The following is a 20,543-nucleotide window of genomic DNA, read 5'->3' as shown; positions in this document are numbered from 1 at the left end:
CACCTGAACGTCTGCTCAGCAAGTCGTCTGGCGGGGGGACTGCTATGGATCGCGCCGACATGGGGACCAAGGGCAGTGGCGGAGCGTGTGGCGTGTGCGGGGGTCGGACGTACCTCATCGAGCGGCAGGGAGATCGCGCGCATGCGCGCATCTGTGAGTGCTCGGTGGAGTGCAAGGTGTGTGGCGGACGAGGGCACCTCCTCGTCGAGCAGGAGGCGACCTTCAGTACGAAGGTGGGCCCGCGCAAGTACGAGGTGCTGGCTCCGTGCGCGTGCACGCTGAGGGTGAAGCGGGTGGCCCGGTTCAATGAGGTGGGCCTGCCCGGCGTGGTGGCCCATGCCACGTTCGACAACTATGTCCCCGCGAAGACGCAGCAGGACAAGGCGCGCAACGCGGCGCTGCACTTCGCCCACCACTACGACAAGAAGGGTCCCAACAAGGGCTTCGTGCTGAGCGGACCGGTGGGCACGGGCAAGACGCACCTGCTGGGCGCCACGCTCGCGCACCTGGTGCTCGAGGTGGGCGTGGCGACCCGCTACGTGGAGATCTCTCTGCTCTACGCCACCATCCGGCGCGGCTTCCAGGAGGGCAAGAGCGGCGGGGAGATCATCGGTCCGCTGTCCGAGGTGGAGGTGCTGGCCATCGACGAGTTGGGCAAGGGGCGCGGCAGCCAGTTCGAGATGGAGACGCTCGATGAGCTGATCGCCCGGCGCTACAACGCCAACCGCACCACCCTGTTCGCGACGAACTACTCGCTGGAGCCGGAGCGCAAGGCGACCCGCGCGGTGAGCGGCTACCACTCCACCGAGGACGCGAAGAGCGCGCTGCGCGCCGAGGAGTTGCTGCGCGAGCGCGTGGGAGAGCGCATCTACAGCCGGCTCTGCGAGATGTGCACCTTCGTGGAGCTGCCCAAGGACACACCGGATCACCGGCGCACGCGGCACGAGTTGGAGCCCCGAGGGCACCACGCCCCCGCGAAGATGCGCGCGCACCGCTGAGGCTGCTGTCCTCTTCCCAGTCCACGGCAGGCCCGGTATGGCGGGAGCTTCGCTCCCCTGCCCCGAGGCTTGAACATGACCGATGCCATCGTCGTCCTCGTCACCACCCCGTCGGCCGAGAAGGCCGCGGAGCTGGCTCGGACGCTCGTCGAGGAGCAACTGGCCGCTTGCGGCAACGTGCTGCCCGCCCTGCGCTCCATCTACCGCTGGGAGGGGAAGATCCACGATGAGCCCGAGGCGCTGCTCATCCTCAAGACGCGCGCCCCTCTCTTCGAGGCGCTTCGCGAGCGCATCGTCGCCCTGCACCCGTATCAGGTCCCCGAGGTGCTGAGGCTCGACGTGGCTGCCGGCCATCTGCCCTATCTCGAGTGGATCCGCGACAACGTCCGGCCCTCCCCCTGACTCAGATGACCCTCGCTCAGTTAAAAAGGGGGGTTCGACCCTAACCAGTTAGGGCCGAACCCCTCCCGAAGTCCCCTGAACCCACAGGACAGGCCGGGTCATGGGTGACTCGCGAGGTTGGTCTGCGCCGCAGACCGTTGATGGAAGCCACTCATACACTCCTCCTGGGTTCTCTGAGGGTGCGGAGTCGCGCTAGGCTGGAATTTGCCGCCTAACCTCCTCCGCCTGTCGCCCCCTTTTCATGCCTCCCATCCGAATCCTCGTGGCGGACAGCTCCGCAGTCGCCCGGAGGGAGCTCTCTCACATGCTGGGATCCGATCCCACGCTCGAGGTGGTGGCCACGGCTCCCACCGGTAAACAGGCGCTGGAGCAGGTGGAGCACCTGCGCCCGGAGATCGTCGTCCTCGAGTTGTCCCTCCAGGACATGAGCGGACTGGACGTGCTCAAGGCGCTGCGCCGGCAGTTCCCTCGCCTGCCCGTGCTCATCTTCAGCGCGCTCGCGGCGAGCACCGGAACCCTCACCCTTGATGCGCTGGCCCACGGCGCCAGTGACTACATCACCAAGCCCACCGCCGCGGGTGGAGTCCCCCACCTCGATCAGGCCCGCGAGCAGCTCGTCACCAAGATCAAGGAGCTGCACTCGCGCATCCAGCCCGAGCCTCCGAAGTTCCCTCCTCCGCGCAAGCGGTACGAGTTGGCCAAGGCCCCCGAGCGGCAGCCCCGCCTCAGCGTGGTGGTGATCGGCGCATCCACCGGCGGGCCCAACATGCTGAGCGAAGTCATCGCCACGCTACCCGCCGACTTCCCCGTGCCCGTGCTGATCGCCCAGCATATGCCCCCGGTCTTCACGAAGCTCTTTGCCGAGCGCCTGGACTCGCTCTCTCCGCTTCAGGTGCGCGAGGCTCTGGCCGGCGAGCAGTTGAAGGCCGGACAGGTGTGGGTCGCTCCCGGCGACTACCATCTGGCCGTCACCCGAGAAGGTCCCGTGGTGAAGCTCGTCACCCACCGCGGCCCCATGGAGAACTCCTGCCGCCCTGCAGCTGATGTGCTCTTCCGCTCCGCTGCCGCCGCCTACGGCGCCGGCGTGCTGGCCGTGGTGATGACAGGCATGGGGCAGGACGGGCTCAAGGGTTGCCAGGTGGTGAGCCAGGCCGGTGGCCGGATCATGGTCCAGGATCCACTGACGTGCGTGGTGGGCAGCATGCCCCAGTCCGTCCTCCAGGCGGGGATCGCCCACCAGGTGGTTCCCCTCAAGAGCCTGGGCGCGGAGATCGTCCGCCGCGTCAACAAGACGCTCTCCGCCGAGCACATGACCGGCTGAGCCCACCGGGCACCCGGGCGCTGGCTGCTCCTCCGAGGAGCGAGCAGGCAGACAGGCGCGCGTGCCCCCATGCATACCTTCCCTCCATCGTCCTGGCTCGCAGGACGCGGATGGGTGGGAGATGAACACGATCCAGGTTCCAGTCTCGGGGTGGATCGCCTTCGGGGTGCTCGTCCTGGGTCTGCTCGCGGTCGACCTGCTGGTGCACCGGCACAAGCATGGCGAGTCCAAGCGCAGCGCCATCGCGTGGAGCCTCGGCTGGGTCGCCCTGGGGCTGGGCTTCAGCGTGTTCGTCTGGCGCTCCTATGGCTCCCAGGCCGCCCACGAGTACCTGGGCGCGTGGCTCATCGAGAAGAGCCTCAGCCTGGACAACCTCTTCATCTTCCTCGTCATCTTCCGCAGCCTGAACATCCCCGAGGACGAGCAGCGGCGCGTCCTCTTCTGGGGCATCTTCGGCGCGCTGGTGTTCCGCGGCATCTTCATCTTCCTCGGCGTGGAGGCCATCTCGCACTGGCACCCCGTGGTCTACGTCTTTGGTGCCGTCCTGCTCGTCACCGCCATCCGCGTGGCGTTCGAGAGTCCCACGAAGGAGCGCAAGAGCACCCTCGTGGAGTGGTTCTCCCGCCGGCTCCCCGTCCACCCCGAGGTGGATGGCTCGCACTTCATCGTCCGGCGCAACGGACGGCTCCTGGCCTCGCCCCTGCTCGTGGCGCTCATGGCCATCGAACTCACCGACATCGCCTTCGCCGTGGACTCAGTGCCCGCAGCGCTCTCCGTCAGCCAGCAGCCGTTCATCGTCTACTCGTCCAACGTCTTCGCCATCCTGGGCCTGCGGGCCCTCTACATCGCGCTGGCCCACATCATCTCGGAGCTGCGCTACCTGCACTACGGGCTCGCCGGAGTCCTGGCCTTCGCCGGACTGAAGATGGTCATCCCCGACTCCTGGGTGCATGTGCCGCCGCTCGTCTCGGTCGGCGTCATCATCGTGTGCATCGGCGCCGCGGTGATCGCGAGTCTCCGCGCACGGGCCCGGCAGCGCCGCGAAAAGCAAGGGCCCAAGGGACCCGATGCCGCCCCGCCCCGTGAAGTCACGGCCTGATGCGGGTATGAAGAGCCTCATGAGGCACAGGCTCCAGCGCGCAGGAGTGCTGACCGCGAGTCTGCTCGCGGCCTGTGCCGTGGGCCCTCGGCCGGTGCGCGACGAAGGAAGCGAGCGCATCGAGGAGGCCATGCGGCCCGAAGCCCACCCGGAGCGGATCCCCGAAGGCATCGTCCTGGGAGACGACGCGCCCCCGCTCGCTCCCGCCGAGCCCGAAGAGGGAGCCCACCCGCCCGAGCGCGGGAACTCCCTCGGCTGGCCCGAGTCCCCAAGCTGGGGCTACGGCGCCCCCTTCATCATTCCGGGGCCCGTGTGGGGCTCCTACCCACCTGCAGTGCGCTACCACATCCAGGCGGCCCCAGGAGGAACCGTTCCGGGCCTGCTACCCTGAGGAACACTCCAAAGAGATGGCGGGGTTGGCCGACACTCGGTCATTGGAAAAGTGCACTCCAGGCAACAAAACTGAGGACATCCAGTACAGTTCGTGAGACTCTGAGAGTCGTTTTCTCAAGAAAAGCGCTATTAGACCGCCATGCCGGGAAAGAAGGCCCGCAGCTCCCATTCAGAGATGGGTCAGGCAGCGGTGGAAGCGGCGTTAACGCTTCCACTGACGGTCTTCGTCATCCTTGGGACACTGCAGCTCTTCCTCCTTCTGCAAGCCCGCTCCCTGACGCAGTACGCCGTCTTCCACGCGGTGCGCACCGGCAGCGTCAAGCACGGCAACTGCGAGGCGATGACCCACGCAGCCATTGCCACGCTGCTGCCCTCGTTCGCCCGCACGGACTCGGCGGGGGCGCTGGGGAGCGCGTTCCGCGTCCACCGTGACAACGTCTTCAATCCGGGATGGGACTCGGGCCACAGCGGCAGCATCGTGTGGCTGGTGCGCGAGCGCCCCACGAGCGCGGAGATCCGCGCGGACGAGGAGGAGAGCTTCGACGATCCCGCCCGCTACGCCGGCCTGGACGACGTCATGCGGCTCGAGGTGCGGATGGTGTTCTGGTACCCGATGCGCATCCCCTTCGCGAACTGGGTGCTGACCCGGATGTTCCTGGCCCACCTGGGGATGATGGACTACTCGGACGCGGATCCGCTCATGCCCGTCCACCGTGCGCGCTGGAGGCCCGGAACGGCCCCCGTCACCTGGGAAGGCGCCATCCGCGATGAGCTGCTCGCGCGCACGGGCCGCAAGGAATACGTCTTCCCGCTCCAGGCCACCTACACCATGAGAATGATGACTCCTGCCCGAGCCCTGGAGTTCACGGAGCAGAACTGCCCTCCCACTCCTCAAGGACTATGAGCCCCCGACGCCCTTCCGGACAAGCCATGGTGCTCTTCTGCCTCACCATGCTGTTGGTGACGCTGATGGTGTGCCTCACGCTGTCGTTCTCGATGAAGACGCGCGAGAAGATGGAGGCCCAGAACATCGCCGATCTGGCCGCCTACAGCGGAGCGGTGGCCACCGCGCGCACCTTCAACAGCATTGCCCTCATGCGCCGGGCCCAGACGGGCAGCCTGGTGGCCATGTCCTCGGTGATGAGCCTCATCAGTTGGACGAGCATGCTGCGCGCCAACGTCAACGCCGCGCGCATGGCCGCCAGCGGGTGCCCCGCCGCCGCCTTCGCCCTGAAGGATCTGGACGAGGCGAACGACCAGATCGAGGAGAAGTGGCACGAGCTGGACGCGAAGGCGGGCGTGCAGGCGTACAACATCCAATTGCTGGGCAACCACCTGGGCAGCATGCAGGGCATGATGTTCCAGCGCCTGCAGGAGTCCGTCTCCGGAGGCCCCAAATCCTTCGTGGCGCAGTTCGCGACCATGGCCAGCAAGGGCAGCCGCTTCCCCAATGAGCTGCGCGCGGGGCCCACGCCCGTGTCCGTGAGCGAGCTCATCTACGCCACCACGGGCGGCGGCTACGCCATCGACAACGCCATGGCCACCCGGGGCTACGAGTTCATCACCCACCGGCAGACCGATCTCGCCGCGGTCGCGACGGGAGGCATCCTCGGGACGCTGGGCGCGGCGGGAGGCCGCCTGCGCGTGATGCAGGGCGGAGGCAGCGCGTACTGGGGCAAGTCGCTGGGGCACGGCGGCCGGGCTGATGCGCCCTGGTTCACCTGGGCCGAGGATCACGCCCTGGTGGAGGTGACGTTCCCCGGCTGCGCCCCCTTCACCGTGATGGCCACCGCGGGAGTGAAGGCCACCGACAAGGAGGACGACACCGACAACCACTGGTGGACGCCCGCCACTCCCCGGCTGGGAGATCAGGATGTCGGCATGGAGAAGCAGTACCGGCACACGCTGCTCTCGTGCTGGCCCCGCGAGTACTGCCCGAGCACCTTCATTGGCGGCATGGCGTACAACACGGATGACCACTCGGCCGACAACAACTGGGCCGAGCCGAAGATCTACGCGCTCGCCCAGCGCGACTACAAGCAGCGCGGGACGAACACCGATCCGTGGGAGCTGACCTTCACCTTCCGCTTCACGCCCACCAGCAACAGCGGGTTCGACAACCGCGGCTGGGTGCTGGGGAATGGAACGGACATCAGCGTGCAGTCCGCGCTGGGCACGGGGCTGGCCTACTACCACCGCCCCGGACACTGGAACGAGGCGCCCAACCTCTGGAACCCGTTCTGGCGCGCCACGCTCGTGTCCGCGGACACCGACAACGGTGGAGACCTGGCTCGCGGAGGCACGGACATGGTGACCACGGTGGGCGAGCCGGGGGCCGGAGCCCTTCAGGCGCTGATCCAGGCGGGCTACAAGGGGGTGCACTGATGCGACTCTCCCGACGAGGCGCGAGAGGCCAGTCCGTGGTGGAGCTGGCGCTGTGCCTGATGGTGTTCGTCACCGTCGTCATGTACGGCATCCACTTCGCCGAGGTGGGCTACCTGGCGCTGAAGATCCCCGAGGCCGCCGTGGCGCCACTCTGGGACAGCACGGCGCTCCGGGTGCACCGGATGCAGCACCAGGAGGATCAGATCGGCGACTTCTCCGCGTTTCCCGCCATCGCCCCCATGGCGCAGGCCAACGCGCGCGCGCGTTTCAAGGACTTCGACGGGCGCACCTCCACCTCCGGGAGCACCATCGACAACTTCACCCAGGTCTTCACCCGGATGGATCGCCTGGAGACGCTGTGCAACGAGGATCCAGATGTGGAGTTCGATCTGCCTCGGTCCCAGCGCCCGGCCCTGATGGAGCCAAGGGGTGGAGACTGGCCTGCGGCCCCCGGCGGACAGGACGTGGGCGAGGCGACGGACAGCGCCCTGGATGGGGTGTACGAGAACCGAGGTGGCGTGAGCTGCTCCGCGACCGCCCACATCGACGGACTGCCCACGCTGCCCACCAGCTTCCTCGAGGGCAATCAGGGCTTCTTCAAGGAGAAGCACTCGCTGCCGCTGAGCATGACTGCGTGCTCGGTGGGCCGGGCGGCGGGCGGTGTCTGCCAGGGCCGCTACGGTATCCTCCTGGGAGACTTCGGCTTCACTGATCGCGACGTGAGCGATCACTGCCCGCTGCAGCCCGAACGGCCCGATCAGCCCTGCCGCCAGAACCGGGCCTACTACTACGCGGCCATGAAGGTCTTCGACAACAACGGGCGCGCCGCGGGCCATGCGGCCTCGGACTTCGCGAAGTTCTTCGCCGGATACAGCCCCATCGACGAGAACGGCTTCTTCATGAGCTACCGCGGAGAAGAGGACGACTACGTCGAGAAGAGCACGCCCGAAGGCGAGGCCCTGGACGAGATGGATCGGCCTCGCAACACGGGCGGCCCCGATCACAAGCCCGAGCCGTTCCGGCGCCCGTCCAACATCTGCTTCCTGGGCAAGCAGGAATGCTGAGCGCAGTGCTCGCGGTGCAACTGCTGCTGGCCGGCACGCCCGGACAGGGCCCGCAGCCGTTCCGCTGGGAAGTGCCCGACATGGTGGCCAAGGTGGAAGTGCCCGGCCGCATGAGCGTGGCCGGCATGCCCATCCGGCTCGAGGCCTATACCTCCCGGAAGTCGGTGCAGCAGTTGCTCCAGCACTTCGCCACCGTCTTCGACGAGGCCGGCTTCTACATCCAGCGCCAGCAGCGGCAGTTCGCCGCCCAGCCCCACCTCACCGCGTTGGATACGAAAACCCTCATCGCCTACACCGTCATTCTCGAGCCTGAGCCGGGAGGGCTGACGACGGTGGTGATCGGCGAGGCGAAGCTCAACGAGTCCACCGCCCCGGCTCCAGCCGCCGCCTCATCGATGCCTGTGTACCCCGGCGCCAGCAAACCGCTCATGGGGGACTTCGAGGGCGCGAAGACCCTGGCCTACCAGGTGGTCGGCAAGCAGGCCCAGATCCAGGACTGGTACCGCGAGCAGCTTACCCGCGCCGGGTACAAGGAAGAGTCTCCCCTCACCTTCCGCCGGAGGGAGCAGGAGCTCCGCGTGTCCCTCTCGCAGAACGGCGGCTGGGTGCAGGTGGTTGTCTTCCTGAAGACAACTCCGGACGCGCTTCCAGGCGCGGGTGACACGCGCTGACACGTCGCCCTGCCGCGCTGACACGTCAACCGGCAGCCCGAGACGGCCGATCCCACGAAGCTCCCTCCTGAGAATAAGAGGCACACGCCTTGCTCAAGGCATGGCCTGCTGGCGCAAAGCGCTTCCCCCACGCGCCGGATTCAAAGGAAAAGAGAAAATGTCTTTGGCTCTCTCCCCCCTCGCATCACCGCAGCCCCCCTCGCGCCCGGCTCCCCGCAAGCGAGCGTCCTCGCTCCTGTCCTGGCTGACCTGCCTCGGGCTGAGCCTCGCCGCCGCGGGCTGCTCGGACGATGACGAGAAGGTTGATCCGCTCGACTACAAGCACCCGCTGGCGGAGGGCGAGACGATCTGCGGGCGCTCGGACTTCAACGAGATGTTCCCGTACTCGATCCGCTCCACCACGCATCCGGTGCTCGTGCACTACTACAAGGAGGTCGAGAAGGAGACGGCCCAGGAGGTGCTCGCGTACGTGGAGAAGGGCTGGGACTACCACGTGAACCAGCTCGGCATGCGCCCGGCCATCACCGACAAGGGCGAGTGCGGACCGGATGACGCCTTCGACGTGTTCGTGTGGAAGGGGCACCGCAGCTGCCTGGTGGACGTGCTGTCCGGGGATGACTCCACCCCGTGGGATGACCGGCGCGGCTACATGATCGTGGATCCGTGGGGACCCTACGGCGGCCCCGAGCTCGAGGAGACGGTGGTCCACGAGATGGCGCACGCCTCACAGGCCGCGGACGACTGGTACGAGGCTCCGCACACCTTCGAGATGTCCGCGGTCTTCACGGATCAGGTGTACGCGAACCGGTACATCAAGACGTACTTCGACGACTTCCAGGCCAACCCGGACTGGGCCATCGACCGGGATGACAAGTACGACACCTGGTACATGTACGGCTCGTCCATGTACCTGCTCTTCCTGAAGGATCGCTTCTTCGGGGGCCAGCCGCAGTTCCTGTCGCAGATGTGGCTGCTGTCGCGCAACCCACCCGGAGCGGAGAACGACCAGACGCTCAACGAGCCGGACTTCGCGGACGCGCTGGACACGATGCTGGCGGACAAGGGCTCGAGCTACGTGCAGACGGTGCCCGAGTTCTCCCGCTGGCGCTGGTACACGGGCGACCACGTGGATGATCGCCACTTCCACCACTTCAAGGACGGGCTGGACAACCTGAAGGCGGCGAAGCTGGCGCTGGCGGCCCAGCAGGAGGCGAAGCCCAGCACGATCAGCATCACCGAGAAGGCGCCGATGATGCTGGGCACGAGCTACATCGAGCTGTCGTCTGGATCGTCCACCCCGCAGAACGTCTACGTGAACCTGGAGGCTCCGCCCAACCTGAAGATCCGCTTCGTCGTGCAGGCCGTGCCCGGACTCACGCCGGACTCGGATGGAGAGACGCTGGATCTCTCCTCAGGTCCCCAGGTGCTGAAGTTCGCGGCAGACCAGAAGCGGACGCTCATCGTGACCGCCCTGCCCACGGGCTCGTACGATCCGGACCTGCGAGATGAGGCCCGGTACCCCTTCTCGATCGTGATCTCGGATCACCCGTAGGACCACGAGGCACGGGCAGCCCCTCGGGCGGCGGAGCTGGCGCGGACTGGTATGCTTGTCATACCAGTTGGCGCGAACCGCGCCCGACAGGGCGGCCTCCGGCTCAGCCGAGCATCTCGCTCAGCAGCCGCCCGACGGCCTTCGGATCGGCCTGGTTGTTGGTGGCGCGCATGACCTGGCCGGTGAAGAAACCGATCAAGCCCTTCTTCCCGCCGCGGTACTCGGTGACCTTGCCGGGGTTGGCGTCCATGACGCCCTGGATGGCGGTGCGCAGCTGTCCCTCATCGCTGACGACGCGCAGGCCCTTGCGCTCGACGATGATCGCGGGAGCTTCTCCGGACCCCTGGGACTCCGTGAGCACGTCCTTGGCGATGCGCAGGCTGATGCTGCCCTCCGAAACGAGCTTCACCAGCGCCCCGAGCTCCTTCACGCCCACGCGGTTCGAACCGTCGCGGATGGAGCCAGCGAGATCGTTCACGACCCAGGGCGCCAGCTCCGCGAGCTGCTTGTCCTCCACGCCGCGCAGGTAGGCGGAGAACTGCGGCTCACGGGCGATCAGGTGCGCGTCGTTCTCCGTGACGCCGAGCTGGCGCAGGCGCGTGAACTCGGCCTCCTGGGCGCCGTCGAGCGGCGGGCGAACGGGCTGCGCGGGCTCGGGCTTCCTGTCAGGCTTCTCGGGCCGGGGCTTGGACGCGGGCCTGGCCTCGGCGGCCTCCGCCTTGTTGCCCCAGGTGTCCTTGAGAGTGATGGTGCGGTTGAACACCAACGCGTCGTCGCGGCTGTCCACGGGATCGCGCCAGAAGTACCCGGTGCGCTCGAACTGGTAGCGGGTGTTGGCTGGCTCGCGCGCGACGCTCGGCTCGACCAGCCCGTGCGTCACCACCAGGCTGTGCGGGTTCACGAACTGCATGAAGTCCGTGTTGAGCGGCTGCGTCTCGTCCTCGTGGCCGGGCTGCTCCGGGTCGGCATGCTGGGCCTCACTGTCGGGATGCGGCACCGAGAACAACCGGTCGACCAGCCGGAACTCGGCCTTCACGCCCCGGGTGGCGCTCACCCAGTGGATGACACCGCTGGCCTTCGTGTCCTCGCTGACGAGCGAGACGCGCAACTCGACCGGCTCGCCATCCTTGCCGGTGATGACTTCATCGCAGCGAATGATGCCCGCGCCGCGGAGCCGCACCGCACCGCCGGGAGTGAGGCGCTTGAAGCCCTTCGGAGGGTTGGCGCTGAAGTCCTCGCGCTCGATGACGAGCTCGCGGGTGAAGGGCACGTCCCGCACGGCCTGCTCGGGCGTCACCAGCTCTCCATTGGGCAGCGGCACCCGGCCACCGGAGCTCTCTCCGGACGCCTCCTGCGGCCAGTACGGGAGGCTCAGCGAGCGCTCCTGGTCCAGGTTCTGGATGACGATCTTCAGCGGCTGCGTCACGGCCATCACGCGGGGAGCGCGGGCGCTCAGATCCTCGCGGACGGCGTTCTCGAACATCGCGATGTCCACGGTGCGGTTGGTGCGGCTCACGCTGATCTTCGACGCGAACGCGCGCACCGCCTCGGGAGTCACGCCCCGCCGGCGCATGGCGCTGAGGGTGGGCATGCGCGGATCGTCCCAACCCCGGACGACGCCCTCGGCCACCAGGCGCCGCAGCTTGCGCTTGCTGACGACCGTGTACTCCATGCTGCGCCGGCCGAACTCGTACTGGCGCGGCGCCGTCTTCCCCGTCTCCTTGTCGGGGAAGAGGTTGTCCATGAGCCAGTCATAGATGGCGCGGTTGTCCACGAACTCGAGGCTGCACATGCTGTGCGTGATGCCCTCGATGGCGTCGCTGATGGGATGGGCGAAGTCGTACATCGGGTAGATGCACCACTTGTTCCCGGTCCGGTAGTGCGACGCGTGGAGGATGCGGTAGAGCACCGGGTCGCGCAGCTTGAAGTTCGGGTGGCTCAGGTCGATCTTCGCGCGGAGCGCGTGCTCGCCGTTCTTGAACTCACCGGCGCGCATGCGACGAAACAGCTCCAGGTTCTCGTCGACGGAGCGGTTGCGGTACGGGCTGGGCGTGCCGGCCTTCTCCTTGGTACCACGCAGGCGCGCCATCTCGTCGCCGCTGACGCTCTCCACGTAGGCCAGACCCTTGCGGATGAGCTGCTCGGCGTACTGGTAGAGCTGCTCGTAGTAGTCCGAGGCGTAGAACAGGCGCGAGGTGTCCCACCCCACCCACTGCATGTCGCGGATGATGCTGTCGGCGTACTCCTGCGTCTCGCCCTCGGGATTGGTGTCATCCATGCGCAGGTGGCAGACGCCGCCGTAGTCCTGCGCTGTCATGAAGTCCAGGTAGCTGGCGAACGCGTGGCCCAGGTGCGCATAGCCATTGGGCTCGGGAGGGAAGCGCGTGACGACTTGGCTGTGCCGTGCGGTTCGCAGGTCCTCGTCAATCACGTCCGTGATGAAGTTCGGCGGGACGCGACGTGCCTCAGGCTTGGGAATCAGGTCAGCTGGCGGCTTACGCATTGCGCCCTCTATAGCCCTGGCTGGGCTCTGAAGTGAATGAACTTCCGTGCGGCCTGCACGGGGACAGCCGGGTTTTCCGCCCCCGTCCGCCCTCTGGGCGACAGAGCGGTCAGGGACTGTCGGCGCGCAACACCTCGGCGCGCTCGATGCGGTCCAGCCGGAACTGGCGGCGCTCGCCCTTGGCGATGTCCAGGGCATCGATCCGAGTCTCATGCCGGTCCATGATCACGGACAGGATGCGCACATCCCGGGTCGTCTCGATGAAGTTGCCGTCCACGTAGGTGATGCGCAACGGTTGCTGTTCGAACCAGGCGCGCTCGAGCGCCTCGCGGACAGGCTTCTTGCACGGCAGGGAGGGCACTCCCAGGAAGGTCAGCTCCTTCAAGCGCGAGAGCAGCTCACGCTGGGCGGAGGTGGAGAGCGCGGCGCGCACCTTGTCCAGAGCGGACTCCAGGGTGTCCGTGAAGGGCAGCAGGCGCATGTCGCTGGCGAAGCGCCCGAGGGCCACCAGGAGCGCCGCCTCACGGGCCGTGAAGTTCACGGGCGGCAGGCTGTAGCTGCGATCCAGCGCATAGCCGCCGCCGGGCCCGCGCTCGGCGCCCAGGGGGAGCGCGGCGGCTCGCAGGGCGTCCAGGTCGCGGTAGATGGTCCGCACCGTCACCCCGAAGCGCTCGGCGAGGGCCTCGGCGGTGACGCCAGTGCGGCGCCCTCGGAGGTACTCCGCCAGTGCAAAGAGGCGCTCGGTCCGCTGCATGGTGTCAATACCTGACATAGTGCTGACAGGGGTGGACGGCAAGATCGCCCTCATGGCGGACGCGTCGGTGATAGGCAGGCCGTGGGGAGACGCGATGACCCACACGCGGGAAGACGAGTGGCTCTGGGGCTGGGACCCCACGCCGGGCATCGTCTCGGTGTGGGCAGAGCCCGATGGCCGTGCATTCGTCTGGCGGCGGCTCCCCGGTAGTGGCGAGTTGGTGCGCGAGGACGTGCGCTTCCGCCCCTGGGTGCTGCTGTCCTCGCTGGAGGACCTGGCGCACCTGGGCGAGAGGCTCCAGCCCGAGAGCGAGGGGCCAGCGCCGCAGCGCGTGAGCTATCAGGAGCTCGAGGGCCCTGGTGCCCTGCGGTACCTGGTCCGCGCGGACGATGGGCGGGCACTGGCCTCGGCGGTGCTCCAGGGAGCATCGCGGCGCCTGGGCCGTCCGCTTGGGCACTTGCGGGATCTGGGGAACGACTCGGTGCTCACCCTGCCCCCGGAGGAGCAGTACCTGATTGCCACCGGACGCACGTACTTCCGCGAGCTGGGCTTCGACCATCTGCACCGCATGCAGTTCGATCTGGAGACCACCGGGCTCGATCCGGCCCGGGATCGGATCTTCCTCGTGGCGCTGAGAGATCCCCAGGGCAGGACCGAGACCCTCGAGGCCTCCGGCGACGGTGACGCGGCCGAGGCGGACCTGCTGCGCCGGCTGGTCGAGCGGGTGCGAGCCTTCGACCCGGATGTGATCGAGAACCACAACCTGCACGGCTTCGACCTTCCGTTCCTCGCCCGCCGTGCACGGGAACTCCAGGTGCCGCTGGCGCTGGGACGCGCCGGAGCCCCCGGCCTGCGGGAGCGCCCTGCCGCCCGAGGTGCTGCGCTCGACCGAGGCTCGCCGGGGCGCAAGCCCGACGCCTCCCGCCGCGCTCGATACACGATGCCCGGGCGAGAGCTGATCGACACGCTGGACGCGGTGCTGCGGCACGACTTCTCGTCGCGGGACTTGCCGGGCCACGGGCTCAAGGTGGTGGCGCGGCACTTCGGACTCTCGGGCCCGGCGCGCGAGCTCATCCCCGGCGCGCGAGTCCACGAGGTCTTCCTCCGGGATCCCGAGCGAGTCCGGCGCTACGCCAGCGAGGACGTGACAGAGGCTGGTGGACTGGCGCGGCTGCTGGGGGGAGCTGCCTTCGCACTCGCGAGGATGGCGCCCCGCCGGTACGAGCGTCTGGCGGATGCGGGGCCTGCCACGGGAGTGCTCGATCCCCTCCTGGTCCGGGCCTACCTGCGCTCGGGAGCCGCCCTACCCGCCCACGAGCCCGGGGATGGCACGTCCCACAGCGGCGCGGCGCTGCACCTGTTCGCCACCGGAGTGGCCCGGCACATCGTGAAGGCGGACGTCGCGAGCCTGTATCCCTCGCTGATGCGCCAGTACCGGATCGGGCCGAAGCGCGATCGGCTCGGCGCGATGTTGGCGCTGGTGGATCGCCTAGTGGACCAGCGGCTGGAGGCCAAGGCTCGTGCCAAGAGCGCTCCGCCGGGCTCGCCGGAGCGCTACACGAACGAGGCGCTCTCCGCAGCGATGAAGATCGTCATCAACTCGGCCTATGGCTACCTGGGAGCGGTGGGGCTGACGCGCTTCGCGGATGTGCACGCCGCCAACGAGGTGACGCGGCGTGGGCGCGAGGTGCTGGGGCTGATGTGCCGCGAGCTGGCCCAGCGAGGCGTGACGCTGCTGGAGGCCGACACGGATGGCGTGTACTTCTCCGTGCCGGACGACTGGCCCGAGGCCGATGAGCGCCGGGTGGTCTCCGAAGTTGCGGCCCTGCTGCCCCCGCGAGTGCACCTGGAGTTCGACGGGCGCTACGCGGCGATGCTCTCGCACGAACCGAAGAACTACGCGCTCCAGCCTTACGAGGGGCCACTCGTGCTGCGCGGGGTGGCGTTCCGCTCCAGCCGGGCCGAGCCCTTCGGCGAGAACTTCCTGCGTCGGGCGCTGCGCTGCCTCCTGGCGGGAGACATCCCGGGCGTGCAGAAGACCTATGTGGACACGGTGATGGCGCTGCGTCGGCGCGCGCTGCCGACCGCGGAGGTGTCCTCCCAGGTCCGGCTGACGAAGCCGCCGGAGCAGTACCTGGCCGCACGAGGGCGCCGTCGCGAGCTGCCCTACGAGGCGGCACTGGCGAGCGGCCGGACGAAGTGGGCTCCCGGAGAGCACGTGCGCGTCTATCGAGCGACAGGAGGACGCTCGGGGCTGCTGCCCGATCCGGAGACTGAGGCCAACGTCGATCCGGCGAGCGATCCCCGGGACTACGACGTCGAGTACTACGTCCGCCTGCTGCGAGACACATTCGCTGCACGGCTGGTCCGTGCGTTGACGCCCGAGGACTTCGCCACGGTGTTCGCAGATCCCGGCCAGCCCTCGCTCTTCGCGCCGACGCTGGAGCACTCGCGACCGGTGCTCACCGTGCTGCGAGAAACGAGGACCGAACCCTGACAGGGACTCGCGTCTACAGCGTCGTAGGTGAGAACGCCGCCGTGTTGAAGATGTTCTTCCAGTCACTGCCGTCGTAGTACGAAGCTCCAAACACACCCGCGAGCAGCATCACCCCATCCGCGGTCGACAGGTTGCCAGAGCAGATCTTGATCTCCGGCGGAATCGGGCTCTCCCGCACCTTGTCCCCGGCGATCTCCCAGAGGCCATAATCGGAAGTGCAGTAGACCCGGTCCTTGAACCAGACCATGTCCTTGAAGGGCAGCACCATCCGGTCTTCATGGATGAGTTGCCACTCGTCCCGGCGGCCCTTCCACACATACCCGCCAATTCCGCTGATGTAGACCCATCCATCTCCCGCGCAGCAGACCGTCTCCAGCACCATGTTGCTCGGGAATTCGATCTGATCCCACTTCTCCCCATCGAAGTGCCAGACGTCCCCCTTGCCACCGACGCAGTAGTAGTCATGGGCATTGAAAGCGTCAAAGTCCTCGAAACCGTATGGCCCCGAGCCCTCATTGGGATCGGGTTCAAACGTGAGCGAGGAACAGAGGGATGTCCACTGATTGCGCCCGTCACGGCGGCCGAGTCCGCGGTACCCCGTGGAGACATGGAGAAGCCCATTGAGAGTCCGTGTCTTGCGAACTCCGCCGCGCACCGGCCCTTGCCGCCCGCCAGGGACCTCTTTCTCGATTTCCTTGGCACCGCTGCCAAAGACCACCACTTGGGCATCTTTGTCGACACCGACGAATTGCTCTTTCGGCGTCAGCGCGACCCCCGCCCGCAGACGGTCCATTCCTTTGTACGACATGAGCCCCCAGCGCTTCTCAGGAGCACTCTCCAGGGCGCAGGTGAGCACGCGGGTGCTGCGCTCGGCATCCGCGATCGGCTCATCTCCCGAGGGGTCTTCCGACACAGCCACGAGATAGAAGATGCTTCGGCTGCGGACGGCACAGTCGGTCACGGTGAAGCCACGGAGGCATCGCTCGTAATCATCTTTGCTGATCAGCATGGCTGCATTCTCCTCAAGATGCCTGGGCCAGGCAAGCGAGACTTCCGTCTCACGAGCGAGCACTCCCGCCCCTAGATCATGGAGGCATCGTCCGCGGCCTCCTCCTCGGCGGGTATGGCCTTGCCCGCCACCGCGGGAAGCGGCTTTGTACACTTCTTCTCGTAATAGGCATCAAGCTGAGCCTTCAGGCAGTTCTCGTCGCATTTCTCGCCAGGGAGGCCAAAGGTCTTGCTGATGCTCTCGACTCCCATGTTTCTGGCCTGGGTATACGTCATGGTGTCACCGCCCCCGAGAAATGCCTTGCGGTGATCCTTGACCTTGTCGACCAGCACGTCGTGAATCTTGCCATGGCTGCCATGGCTATTGTTCACGCCTTCCACGCAGAGCGTCGGGGCCTCGCGCTTGCTGTACCCGGGGCAGTTGCCATCCTTGGTCATCTCATGGGGCAGCACGTGATGGCCTGTCTGCCCTGGACAACAACCATGGCCTCCCAGGCTCGTGAGCGTGAAGGTATTCTTGTAAGGAACGAGGATGCACCTGCGAGCGCGTGTGCAAGGATTGAGACGCGCCAATGCGCTCATGGCCTGCGCCATGGCCGCCTGGGGGTTGCTCTTGGCCTTGTCCAGAGCCCCCTTCAGATCGCCGAGCGCGTTGTCGAAGTCACCCATCGTCTCCTTGATGGTATCGAGCTTGGCCAGGGCGTCTTTTCCCAGTTTGTATCCCTCGTAGCCTGTCGATGCCATGTCGTAGACATTCCAGGCCGTCGCGACCGCTTCGGTCACGATGGCACCGACACCTCCGACGGCCGCACCTCCAAGTCCCGCGCCCCAGCGGGCGGCGGAGCGCAGGCCGAGCTTGGTAGCCCGATCCTTGGCTGCTTCCTTGATCCCATCGAGCACGGATTGCTCCAGCTGCTCGACGAGCGGCTTGACGACTTTGCTGACCTCGGACAGCAGATCTCCCTGGATCTTCTCGATCTGCTGCGCGAACTCCGAGATCTGCTTGCTGTAGAGGGTGGCCGGCTTGACCCAGAGCCCGTCACAGTGATCCATCCAATTGTTGTCATCGGCCGCCTTGCGCTCGCCCTTGCCTTTGATGCTTTTGAGGCGCTCGGCCAGTTTCTTGAGCGCGCTCTTCTTGGTCTTGCCTACCGTCGGCTCGTTGTGTTTGGGCTCTTCGCCGCATTCCTTGTCGATCTTGTCCAACTCCGACTTGCATTTCTGCGTCACGCTCTTGGCGGCATCATCGAAGTAGACCTTGGCGGGGGTATTGCCGCCGGGGCTGGCATGGTTGTGCGTCATCAAGTCCTGGTGGCGCGCGACGTTCACGCCCTCCACCATCACGTTCATCGACCAGCTCGTGAAGTAGGCCTTGCCCTGGAGGACGCCTGTGCTGATGCCCATGGGAAACTGATCCGTGGCGGGCTCGTCTCCCGTGCTGGTGGAGAGATAGCTCTCGTCCTTGCGCGCGACGATGGCACCACAGATGAAGACAGTGCTCGTCCCGTTCTCGAGATCACTCGCGAAGGCCGTGTTCGGGTACGGCAGCTGGATGGGGCCCGCGGGCGGTGCTGGCGGGCTCCAGCACACGTCAGGGAAGGCCGCGGTAGACTTGCCGTCAGCGGCCTTGCTGCAGATCTCTCGACCATTGGCATATACGTGGGTTTGCATGGCTCTCCGAGGTGCACGACAGGGCCTTCGTCATCAATCCAGGTGTTCCACGACCACTGCAGCGCGCTTCCCACTGTCATTGGCGCAGTGGAGGACGGCCCGGGTGCCTGGCACGTAGCCACGCGCCATGGCATCGGCGAGGTATGCGAGGGACAGGGGACCAATCGCCGCACCCGTCTCTCCAATACAGTCCGCCAGGTGCAGGAGAGGAAAGCGCCCCTTGCGGTGATCGAGCAGGCGTGTGTCAGCCATGGCCGCCTCCTGGAAGGAGAGGGGCTCACCGCTGATGTCCGTCATGCGGAAGTGGAGTTCGTTCAGTTGGTACCCGCTCGCGCCGAGCGCCTCGCGCAGCGCACGCGAGAGGCCCAGCGCGCGCACGGGCTCATCGTTGTCGATGGTCGCCGTCTCCTCGGCCTCTCCTGTTCCCAACACATGAAACCCTCTCTCCCGGCGTGAGCCGAGTTCCACGAGCAGGGCCCCGGCGCCTTCCCCCGGAATGAAGCCTTCGCTGACCTCCTCGGTCATGAGCCGCTCCCTCCGGAGGAGGTGCGTGATGGTCTCGGCATTGAGGTAGCTGTCCACGCCCGCGATCAGGACCTGGCGGGCCCGCCGCCGCGAGAGCAGCTCATGGGCCTGGCGCAAGGCACTCACGATTCCCGCCCGGCCCAGAGCCAGAACCTGGGCTTCAGCCGGAGGACTCGCCCCCGCGAGCTTCTCGTAGGAGGCCAGGCAGGCCCTCTCCCATGTCCCGTAATAGCCAGGCCGCCCCGACTCCGCGACCAGCACCAGGAGTGCCGTAGCCCTGGGGTTGAAATCGGGTGTGCCCGCGATGCAGTCAGTCAGGGCGGCCTCGAACATCATCGCGATGCGGCGAGGGCCCCAGATTCGATCGAGCGGCATGCGTGAGACGATGAGCGGCTCGGCCAGCGCGTCGATGAACTCCGATTCGACGAAGCGGTTGAGCCCGGCGCGGATCGCCGCACGCGCGGCACGGGCCGAGCCGCCGACCGCACAGCACATCCCAGAGGAGACGATGCGAAGCGGAGTTCTCATGGCTCGAGCCCCTGGCCGGCCGTCAGGAAGGCGGGTGCCCCAGGCTGAGGCTCGGTCTCCTCGTCCTTGTCGTTGTCGCCGTCGCAGCCACAGTCCTCCGTCCCGAAGACCTTCGACTGCCACCAGCGCTTACACACCGGGCCCGCCACCACCATGCCCACATCGAAGAGGCCACGGCGAGCCAGCGGAAGGGTCGCGCGATAGACCAGGGTGAAGAGCTTTGCCTCAGGCTCGATGAACACGGTATCGACGACGGGGGACAGCTCAATGGCGCGGTGCGAGGTGTAGAGAAGCCTGAGCGTGAGCTGGGGCCGCGGCAGTTGGAAGGTAACGAGAGGCTCTCCGGGCACCAGGTGGCGCAGCACCACGGGTTCGCCTCCCTGGATGAAGTCGATCTGTTGATCCGGAGGCGCGACCTGGAAGAAGGCTTCATGGAAGTCTTCGGGCAGGAGGGGAAAGGCGAATTCACGCCACCTCGCATCGTAGGTGCCCGCGCAGACGCTCCGCGGATGCCAATGACGGCCAATGGGGCCCAACGCGAAGGGCCGTGCACGTGAGTTCGGCGAGGTGAGGCGGCGCTCGGGATCCTCCGTGTTGGGCAGCGGCATCTGCCCGACGATGTCCGCGCGCGGATCCGAGCAGTAACCTCTCCCCACAGGGTTGGCGAGGTAGGTCTCCTTTTGTCCCGTCTCACCGTGCTGGGGGCTACCCCCAAACGCATGGCCATAGTGGATCGGCATGGAGGTGAACGGCTGGGGCTCGCTGGACGTGACGCGGAAGATCCCCTGTTGCCACACCCGATCTCCCACCACGAGGAGCTGCTTCTCGAACGAGCCGACCCGGACGGAGACGTCCAGTTGCTTGACGGGGCGGCCATCGGGCGCGTGGGCTGTCGCGTCCACGATGACGTCGCACCGCCGCTTGGTCGTCGCGAAGTCCGACTCGTAGAGCGGCGCTGACACGCCCGGCTCACCCACGAAGATATCGGTGTAGGCGATGGGCCGTGACTGCTCCACGCGCACAGGCGCGCTGTCGCTGCTGAAGCGATAGGTCTCCTTCGCGACCAGGAGGAGGTGCTCCCGGCCGCTCTTGTCGAGGGACGTCGTCACTTCCAAGGGGAGACGGGACTTGTTGATGAGTTCCATGGCGAGCAGGCTCGTTTCGAGCAGCGA

General features: G+C 67.0%; 17 protein-coding genes. 11 read left to right on the top strand and 6 right to left on the bottom strand.

The features are described 5' to 3' along the window. Window positions 1-44 precede the first annotated feature (44 nt). The 10 genes from KY501_RS36225 to KY501_RS36180 all read left to right on the top strand — a co-directional run bounded on the left by KY501_RS36225 (window position 45) and on the right by KY501_RS36180 (window position 9,885). Entirely contained in the window at window positions 45-998 is a 954-nt protein-coding gene (locus KY501_RS36225) for an ATP-binding protein (RefSeq protein ID WP_224368436.1), read from the top strand. Between the two features lie 75 nt (window positions 999-1,073). Further along, complete coding sequence (gene cutA / locus KY501_RS36220; protein ID WP_224368435.1) at window positions 1,074-1,400, top strand: divalent-cation tolerance protein CutA; 327 nt, start codon at window positions 1,074-1,076, stop codon at window positions 1,398-1,400. A 241-nt stretch (window positions 1,401-1,641) separates the two neighbouring features. Next, window positions 1,642-2,721, top strand: coding sequence for a chemotaxis-specific protein-glutamate methyltransferase CheB (gene cheB / locus KY501_RS36215; protein WP_224368434.1), 1,080 nt, complete (start codon window positions 1,642-1,644; stop codon window positions 2,719-2,721). Window positions 2,722-2,842: 121 nt separating this feature from the next. Further along, complete coding sequence (locus tag KY501_RS36210; protein WP_224368433.1) at window positions 2,843-3,820, top strand: TerC/Alx family metal homeostasis membrane protein; 978 nt, start codon at window positions 2,843-2,845, stop codon at window positions 3,818-3,820. Between the two features lie 19 nt (window positions 3,821-3,839). Then, complete coding sequence (locus tag KY501_RS36205) at window positions 3,840-4,211, top strand: hypothetical protein (protein WP_224368432.1); 372 nt, start codon at window positions 3,840-3,842, stop codon at window positions 4,209-4,211. Window positions 4,212-4,403: 192 nt separating this feature from the next. Continuing rightward, window positions 4,404-5,117 carry a pilus assembly protein gene (locus KY501_RS36200; RefSeq protein WP_309243025.1) on the top strand — a complete coding sequence of 238 codons (714 nt, stop codon included), beginning with the start codon at window positions 4,404-4,406 and terminating at the stop codon, window positions 5,115-5,117. 26 nt (window positions 5,118-5,143) lie between these two features. Continuing rightward, window positions 5,144-6,598 carry a Tad domain-containing protein gene (locus tag KY501_RS36195; RefSeq protein ID WP_255637103.1) on the top strand — a complete coding sequence of 485 codons (1,455 nt, stop codon included), beginning with the start codon at window positions 5,144-5,146 and terminating at the stop codon, window positions 6,596-6,598. Next, entirely contained in the window at window positions 6,598-7,662 is a 1,065-nt protein-coding gene (locus tag KY501_RS36190) for a pilus assembly protein (protein WP_224368430.1), read from the top strand. Before KY501_RS36195 ends, KY501_RS36190 begins: the two co-directional genes overlap by 1 nt. Continuing rightward, the gene (locus KY501_RS36185; RefSeq protein WP_224368429.1) at window positions 7,656-8,333 is read left to right on the top strand and encodes a hypothetical protein; all 678 of its coding nucleotides are present in this window, start codon (window positions 7,656-7,658) and stop codon (window positions 8,331-8,333) included. The genes KY501_RS36190 and KY501_RS36185 overlap by 7 nt, the downstream gene beginning before the upstream one ends. Before the next feature lie 163 nt (window positions 8,334-8,496). Next, on the top strand, window positions 8,497-9,885 hold the full coding sequence (locus KY501_RS36180; RefSeq protein ID WP_224368428.1) for a hypothetical protein: 1,389 nt from the start codon (window positions 8,497-8,499) through the stop codon (window positions 9,883-9,885). A 103-nt stretch (window positions 9,886-9,988) separates the two neighbouring features. Here the strand turns inward: KY501_RS36180 and KY501_RS36175 are convergent, their stop codons facing one another. Together KY501_RS36175 and KY501_RS36170 are read right to left on the bottom strand one after the other, a co-directional pair. Continuing rightward, window positions 9,989-12,388: a glutamine--tRNA ligase/YqeY domain fusion protein gene (locus KY501_RS36175; protein ID WP_224368427.1), complete on the bottom strand. Its 2,400-nt coding sequence runs from the start codon at window positions 12,386-12,388 to the stop codon at window positions 9,989-9,991. 109 nt (window positions 12,389-12,497) lie between these two features. Further along, complete coding sequence (locus KY501_RS36170) at window positions 12,498-13,142, bottom strand: helix-turn-helix transcriptional regulator (protein WP_224368426.1); 645 nt, start codon at window positions 13,140-13,142, stop codon at window positions 12,498-12,500. Window positions 13,143-13,236: 94 nt separating this feature from the next. Between KY501_RS36170 and KY501_RS36165 the strand changes: the two genes are divergently transcribed. Further along, complete coding sequence (locus tag KY501_RS36165) at window positions 13,237-15,639, top strand: ribonuclease H-like domain-containing protein (protein WP_224368475.1); 2,403 nt, start codon at window positions 13,237-13,239, stop codon at window positions 15,637-15,639. A 13-nt stretch (window positions 15,640-15,652) separates the two neighbouring features. Here the strand turns inward: KY501_RS36165 and KY501_RS36160 are convergent, their stop codons facing one another. The 4 genes from KY501_RS36160 to KY501_RS36145 form a co-directional block, all read right to left on the bottom strand. Continuing rightward, on the bottom strand, window positions 15,653-16,648 hold the full coding sequence (locus tag KY501_RS36160; protein ID WP_224368425.1) for a hypothetical protein: 996 nt from the start codon (window positions 16,646-16,648) through the stop codon (window positions 15,653-15,655). 71 nt (window positions 16,649-16,719) lie between these two features. Next, window positions 16,720-18,318, bottom strand: a complete 1,599-nt coding sequence (locus tag KY501_RS36155) for a PAAR-like domain-containing protein (RefSeq protein ID WP_224368424.1) — start codon at window positions 18,316-18,318, stop codon at window positions 16,720-16,722. A 33-nt stretch (window positions 18,319-18,351) separates the two neighbouring features. Beyond that, a complete protein-coding gene (locus KY501_RS36150) occupies window positions 18,352-19,371 on the bottom strand; it encodes a hypothetical protein (RefSeq protein ID WP_224368423.1) in 1,020 nt (339 codons plus the stop codon). Further along, window positions 19,368-20,516: a DUF2169 family type VI secretion system accessory protein gene (locus KY501_RS36145; RefSeq protein WP_224368422.1), complete on the bottom strand. Its 1,149-nt coding sequence runs from the start codon at window positions 20,514-20,516 to the stop codon at window positions 19,368-19,370. The genes KY501_RS36150 and KY501_RS36145 overlap by 4 nt, the downstream gene beginning before the upstream one ends. Window positions 20,517-20,543: the final 27 nt, after the last annotated feature.

Source organism: Hyalangium versicolor (assembly GCF_020103695.1).
In the GTDB taxonomy this organism is placed as follows: Bacteria; Myxococcota; Myxococcia; order Myxococcales; family Myxococcaceae; genus Hyalangium; species Hyalangium versicolor.
Note: the sequence above shows the minus strand (reverse complement) of the source record. Positions and strands in the feature narration are given on the sequence as shown.